The sequence below is a fragment of the Halorubrum sp. AJ67 genome, from assembly GCF_000513435.1.
Genome location: NZ_CBVY010000006.1, coordinates 75415 through 81299 on the forward strand (window position 1 = coordinate 75415; position 5885 = coordinate 81299).

Sequence of the window (5885 nt, forward strand, 5' to 3'; positions counted from 1 at the left end):
CGCCGACCTCCGCGACCTTCCCGCGTTCTCGGACGGCCGGAACCACTCGCTGCCGGGCGAGCCGGAGTGGCCGGTGAAGGAGGTCGTCGTCGAGTACGACGAGGGCTGGTTCGTTGGCGGCTACGACCGCGTCGAGCAGCCGGACGGGACCGAAAAGAAGTACTACTGGGCGGAGCTGTCGCCCGCGACGGTGATCGTCGCGGTCGCCGACGACCGGGTGCTGTTCGTCGAGCAGTACCGTCCGACGGTGCGGAACACCCAACTGGAGCTCCCGGCGGGGATCGTCGAATCGGGCGAGTCCTACACCGAGGCCGGCGCGCGTGAACTCGCCGAGGAGACCGGGTTCGAGCCGGACTCGACCGCGTTGCTTCAGGAGGTGTGGTGCTCGACGGGCGTGTTGCGTCACACGCGCGGCTACGTGTTCGCGGAGGGGCTGACCCCGGTCGACGTCGACCACGACAGCAACGAGTTCCTCGCGCCGCGGGCGGTCCCGGTCGAGGAGGCGCTGGAGATCGCGGGGGAACCGCCCACGAACGACGCGACGCTGGAGGGGCTGCTGCTTGCGGAGCGCGAGGGATTGTTGTAGGTGGTCGGCGGCTGGGGGCATCGTTTCCCGCTTGTCGCGGTCCATGTTGTACTCCGTTTCCGGCTGTAGATCGGCCTTGGACCCCGGTTATGGACGGTCGCTCGAATCTGATCAACACCAAGTACCTCAAGAAATAATCCTGCCAGCTGGAGCTGAATACTGAGTTTCATCAACAGCCGCGGTGTTGCTTCTCGCTCCACCCCCTACGTTTACTTCGTCTAAGCAGCCGCTGAGGGGCTCGTCTTCGGATATATATCACTTTGAAAATGTACCGCCTCAGTCTTCAATCCGTATCCAAACACTACCCATATTATGAAGCTAATAATTATGGAACGGGGACATATCCAACTGTTAGGTAGTGATAAATGATGTCCACAAATGTGTCCAGAAAGCTGTACAAAAAGAAAAAAGAGATATATGGGAAAATATATCAAACGATACAACACCCGCTGAAATCAGTTGTCCACCAGAAGTTGATACGACAGAGCAAGTTGAAACAGGTGGCCTCAAAGGAATCTATCATTCGTTTCGGGAAACGAGAGCAGTATCAACCAGATCTTGGCCGCCACGAATGGATTGTGAAGCATTGTGGTACAAGAGGTCCACAAACCTTCCCACGACCGTTTACCTGTGTTATAGATGATGCAAAGTTAGTCGGTTCGTATCCAATTCCTCTCACAAATTCTCATAGATGTCCGCTTGATGCTATCGGTACAGAGGACACCTTCAATCTGAATCTTCTGTTCTCATTAAAATCAATTCCCGGAGAAGCGCGCTCGTATCTAAGCAAGAATAGTTTCGACGTCGACCTAGGTTTCCTCATGTATGATTACTGGTCTTCCGGGTACTTCCATTGGCACTTTGATAATTTGATACAGCTACGGGGATTAGAAGCATTCGAGTCCACAACCGGTCGGAGGCCAAAACTCATCGTTCCCCCGGATTTATCGGACTGGCAACAGGAATCTCTTGAAATAATGGGGTACGACGAGGATGACCTTGTCCGATGGGAGCCACCACTCGGGACAGTTGAGGAATTAGTGGTAGTTACGAATCAACGACCCCGACCTGACTCTGTCAGATGGCTTCGCCAATCACTCGATATAACAAATGTAGATCAACCCAGCAATAGTCGTATTTACGTTTCTCGCTCGGACGCGGACAGACGCCGAGTCCTAAATGAGGAAGAAGTGATGGCATGTCTCTCCCAGTATGGGTTTGATAAATTTGTTCCAGGAAATCATACAGTACGTGACCAGATACGAACGATGAAGAATGCCGAAGTAGTCGTGGGACCGCATGGAGCCGGATTAACCAACATTCTTCACTGCCCCGAAGATACGAATATTCTTGAATTGCTACCAAAGTCGGATCCCCGTAGGCACTTTTTCGACTTAGCAAATAAACTCAACCTGAACTATTCTTGTTGTCTATGTGATGATTCTGGGACAGATCTCGTTGTCGACGTAGAGGCACTACACCAGGAACTACAGGAGGTCCTAGACGATAGTTGACAGAATCATTGTTGCTTAATCTCTCATAAGCCACTGACCGACACAAACACCGTCAAAGCCCCAGCCGCTCGGCTATACGGTACTTTCGCCGAGAGCAACTCCGTGACCGAGACCACCGAAGCCCCAGCCGCGAGGCGGACGGACGTTCGCCGTCGTTCGAAAGGCGCGGAGCGCCTTTCGTGATGTCGTCAGAACGCAGAGCGTTCTGACTGCTAGCCAGAAATACCCAATTTCTGACGATGACGAGAGAGCTTCGATCCCTCGTTGCGGTGCTGTAGCCGGCGACGCCACCGCAATCGATCGGGCGACACTCTACCAGAGAAACCCGACGAACGTCCAGTCTCCGCGGGTGACACGTGGATATTAGTCGTCTCGGTCCCTGACTCTGCCTATGAGCCAGACCTCGGAGCAGTCGGTGTTGCTGTCGGACGACCCCCCGCTCGACCTCCGCCTGTCGGAGTCGGAACTGGAGGCGACCCGCGAGCGCATCGTTTCGTTCGTCTCGGATGTCGTCGACGACGCGGGCGCTGAGGGCGCGGTCCTCGGTCTCTCGGGCGGCATCGACTCGACGCTCACCGCGCACCTCGCGGTCGAGGCGCTCGGCGAGGACGGTCTCCACGGCCTCACGATGCCCTCGGCGGTGAACGACGCGGACGTGATGAGCGACGCGGAGCGCGTCGCTGACGACCTCGGTATCGAGTACGACGTGGTCGAGATCCAGCCCATCGCTGAGGCGTTCTTCGACGCGTTCCCGGACGCGGCCGACGACCGCACGGCCGCCGGGAACGTGTACGTCCGCACCCGCGCCGTGTTGAACTACTTCGTCGCGAACGCGGAAGACCGGGTCGTCCTCGGGACCGGGAACCGCGCCGAGGCGATGACCGGTTACTACACGAAGTACGGCGATCAGGCGGTCGACTGCAACCCAATCGGGAACCTCTACAAACAGCAGGTGCGCCAGCTGGCCGCCCACGTCGGCGTGCCGCGCGAACTGGTGATGCAGGAGCCGACCGCGGGCATGTGGGAGGGCCAGACCGACGCCGCGGAGATGGGGCTCGACTACGACACCGTCGACGCCATCCTCGCGGTCCACGTCGACGGCGGCCTCTCGCGTTCGGCGACGGTCCGCGAGCTGGACGTCCCCGAGGAGGCGGTCGACCGCGTCGTCGACCTCCACGAGCGCAGCGCCCACAAGCGGGCGATGCCGCCCGCGCCCGATCAGTAGGGGTCCGCGGGGATCACGGAGAGGGCCGAAACGAACCGACACCGTCCTCGGCGGGAGGTGGGACTCGATGGCGGTCGAGATTCGACGGTGTCTGAGGCTCGGCGGCGACGGGAGTCGGCGGCGGCCGGAACTCAGGCGTCCGGCGCTCGCTCCTTGGCGACCTCCGCGATCCCGGCGTTCGCGGAGCAGTTCGGGCACGCGTGTACTCGGCCGCGTGCGTCCGAGAACACCCGGACGAACCGTTCGGAGACGTGCGTCTCGCAGTGTTCACACGTGGGCATCTGAAGCGAACACCTCATGTGGCGTGTGGGCGGGTATCATAGGTTGACTCCGTAACTCACACTCGGGTCTCCACCCCTAAGTGAACTTTTCAAACTTCGACCAAAATCTCACCCAAATCCGATTGAGAGGCGTCGAAAAGACGATATTCGGCCGCCGCGGTGGACGGGTGACTCCCGCCGATCAGAACTCGCGGAGGTCGTCGAGGACCGCCGCGGCCGAGCCGTCGTCGATCGCCTCGCGGGCCAGTTCCAGTCCCTCCTCGATGGAGTCGGCGTCCTCGCCGGCGTAGATACGGAGCGCGGCGTTGACGGCAACCGCGTCCGCGAAGGCGTCGTCGCGCTCGCCGGCCAGCACCGCCTCGGTGATCTCGGCGGAGTCGGCCGCGACGTCGTCGACCGCGAGGTCCTCCTCTTCGAGGTCCATCCCGTACTCCGCGGTCTCGATCTCGAAGTCGGTGAAGCTCGCTCCCTCGGAGCCGGCCTCGTCACCCGCGGCGTCCCACTCGGCGACCTTCGTGTAGCCGGGGCGCACGTCGTCGTACCCCTCCATCCCCTGGAACATCAGGACGCGGTCGAGGTCGTGGAACTCGCTCTCGACGAACGTGTCGACCACCTTCTTCGCGAACGCGAGGTGATAGAAGGAGCCGAGGTGGGTCGACGCCCCGGCCGGGTTCGCCAGCGTCTCGATGGTGTTGACGAACGACCGAACGCCCACTTGGTCGCGCCGGTCGAACAGGTCGTCGACGGCGGGGTTGAACGCGGGCTGGTAGTAGAAGCCGAAGCCGGTCTCGTCGACCATGTCGGCCGAATCGGAGGGCGTCAGCTCGGTGTGGACGCCGAGTTCGTCGAGGACGTGCTTGTACGCGTCCTGCTTCTGCGTGGGGACGCGGTCCCCCGAGTGGACGACGACGGGGGTGCCCGCCGCGGCCGCGACGGCACCGGCCGCGACGCCGAGGATCGCGGTCCGGCCCTTCCCGTCGTAGTTCGCGCCGCAGTCGACGGGGTCGGCGTCGGGTTCGGCGTACTCGACGCGCTCGCACATCACGTCGACGTACGCGCCCAGCTCCTCCGCCGTGTTCCGCTTCCACCGGTTCGCGAGCCAGAACGCTCCGAGCGTCGTCGGGTCCGGCTCGCCCGCGAGGATGCGCTCGAACGCCTCGGTCGCCTGCGCGCGCGTGAGGTCGTCGGCCGACTTGTGGCCGGAGCCGCAGACCTCGGTCATCAGCCGTTTGAGGGGCCAGTCGCCGAACTCCTGAGTCGCCTGAGCCATACGCTCCGTTCGGCCTTCCCGACGAAAAGTCCCCCGCTCGGCTCCCGAGCGCTGGGAAGGGAGGCCGAGACGGGGCCACGGAAGATATTTACCCGACCCCGCCGCGGGACGGACCGTGAGCGATCGAGCTTCGAACGCCGAGAGTCGAACGCGCTCTGCCGAGCGACGGCGTCGACCGACGAGACGAGCCGTCCTCGTCGGCTCCGCGCTTACGGCGGGCGGCCTCTCGGGGTGTCTCGGCGGCGCGTTCCGCGACGAGTCACCGACGGCGGCCGTGTCGGCGCGCTCGACCGAGCCGGTCGACGATCCCGAACACGACGCGAGCGTCGAGGTGGACGATGAGACCGCGCGGATCGACGGACGGTTCGCCGCACCGGTCGAGTGTGTCGCCCTCGACGTGAACACGTTCACGTCGTCGCCGGAGGAGGGTATCGCCATCGTGGAAGTCGCGGTCACGGAGACCAGAAACGGCTGTAAAGGCCCTGCGGCCGTCGAGTACGAGGGCGAGGTCGCGTTCGGCTTCCCGCTCCGGGATCTCACGGTGAACCACCGTCTCGACGGCGGCGAGGACCGAGTCACCGTCGCGCGCTACGAGCAAGAGGGCTGACGCTTACCGCCTGCGGCGCGCGCGAGCGGCGGATCCGGACTGCGGGACTGTTCTCGCGGCGTCCGTGGTAACTGTTCTCAAAGTAGAAACGCACGTACGTATCTTTCTAGCGGTTGGAATTGTATTTCTAGGTTATTTTGTGTCTCTCGCATTCCATAACTAGCCTCAAACAGCGTCAGAGTTATATGTACGTCCATCTAGTAGGCGATCGTACCCGATGACGTCCAAATCCGTGTCCACGGCGCTCACGCTGTACCGTTCCCGCACACTGACCCTCGAACAGGCGGCGACCGTCGGCGGCTGCTCGACGGCCCAGCTTGAGGAGAGCGCCCGGGCGTTCGCGCCGACGCCGAGCGAGACTCTCGGCGACGACTGACTCCTCGAACTCGACGGCGACCGATC

General features: G+C 62.1%; 7 protein-coding genes and 1 pseudogene. 5 read left to right on the plus strand and 3 right to left on the minus strand.

Features of this window, described 5'->3' with window-relative positions; all coding sequences use genetic code 11:
- The coding region (locus BN903_RS07525; RefSeq protein WP_048077157.1) for an NUDIX hydrolase at positions 1 to 586 on the plus strand (586 nt) is incomplete at its 5' end.
- A gap of 39 nt (positions 587 to 625) precedes the next feature.
- Here the strand turns inward: BN903_RS07525 and BN903_RS15770 are convergent.
- Positions 626 to 838: pseudogene (locus BN903_RS15770) on the minus strand (IS6 family transposase); the annotation flags it as partial.
- A 128-nt stretch (positions 839 to 966) separates the two neighbouring features.
- On the opposite strand from BN903_RS15770, the gene BN903_RS15775 reads away from it, so the two are divergent.
- Both BN903_RS15775 and BN903_RS07530 read left to right on the plus strand, forming a co-directional pair.
- Positions 967 to 2100, plus strand: coding sequence for a DUF563 domain-containing protein (locus tag BN903_RS15775; protein ID WP_195155746.1), 1134 nt, complete (start codon positions 967 to 969; stop codon positions 2098 to 2100).
- Between the two features lie 391 nt (positions 2101 to 2491).
- The gene (locus BN903_RS07530; protein WP_048077158.1) at positions 2492 to 3325 is read left to right on the plus strand and encodes an NAD+ synthase; all 834 of its coding nucleotides are present in this window, start codon (positions 2492 to 2494) and stop codon (positions 3323 to 3325) included.
- 131 nt (positions 3326 to 3456) lie between these two features.
- Here BN903_RS07530 and BN903_RS17360 read toward each other — a convergent pair whose 3' ends face one another.
- Positions 3457 to 3606 carry a hypothetical protein gene (locus BN903_RS17360; protein WP_048077204.1) on the minus strand — a complete coding sequence of 50 codons (150 nt, stop codon included), beginning with the start codon at positions 3604 to 3606 and terminating at the stop codon, positions 3457 to 3459.
- Positions 3607 to 3787: 181 nt separating this feature from the next.
- A complete protein-coding gene (locus tag BN903_RS07540) occupies positions 3788 to 4876 on the minus strand; it encodes an anthranilate phosphoribosyltransferase (protein WP_048077159.1) in 1089 nt (362 codons plus the stop codon).
- A 115-nt stretch (positions 4877 to 4991) separates the two neighbouring features.
- Here BN903_RS07540 and BN903_RS07545 point away from each other — a divergent pair, with 115 nt between their 5' ends.
- Together BN903_RS07545 and BN903_RS17365 are read left to right on the plus strand one after the other, a co-directional pair.
- A complete protein-coding gene (locus tag BN903_RS07545) occupies positions 4992 to 5483 on the plus strand; it encodes a hypothetical protein (RefSeq protein WP_048077160.1) in 492 nt (163 codons plus the stop codon).
- Between the two features lie 217 nt (positions 5484 to 5700).
- On the plus strand, positions 5701 to 5859 hold the full coding sequence (locus BN903_RS17365) for a hypothetical protein (RefSeq protein ID WP_195155747.1): 159 nt from the start codon (positions 5701 to 5703) through the stop codon (positions 5857 to 5859).
- Positions 5860 to 5885 lie beyond the last annotated feature (26 nt).

What these genes read in the sequence shown, in the direction of transcription:
- BN903_RS07530 (WP_048077158.1), top strand. Translation starts at nt 2,492, where the DNA reads ATGAGCCAGACCTCGGAGCAGTCGGTGTTGCTGTCGGACGACCCCCCG.
- BN903_RS17360 (WP_048077204.1), bottom strand. Translation starts at nt 3,606, where the DNA reads ATGCCCACGTGTGAACACTGCGAGACGCACGTCTCCGAACGGTTCGTC.
- BN903_RS07540 (WP_048077159.1), bottom strand. Translation starts at nt 4,876, where the DNA reads ATGGCTCAGGCGACTCAGGAGTTCGGCGACTGGCCCCTCAAACGGCTG.
- BN903_RS17365 (WP_195155747.1), top strand. Translation starts at nt 5,701, where the DNA reads ATGACGTCCAAATCCGTGTCCACGGCGCTCACGCTGTACCGTTCCCGC.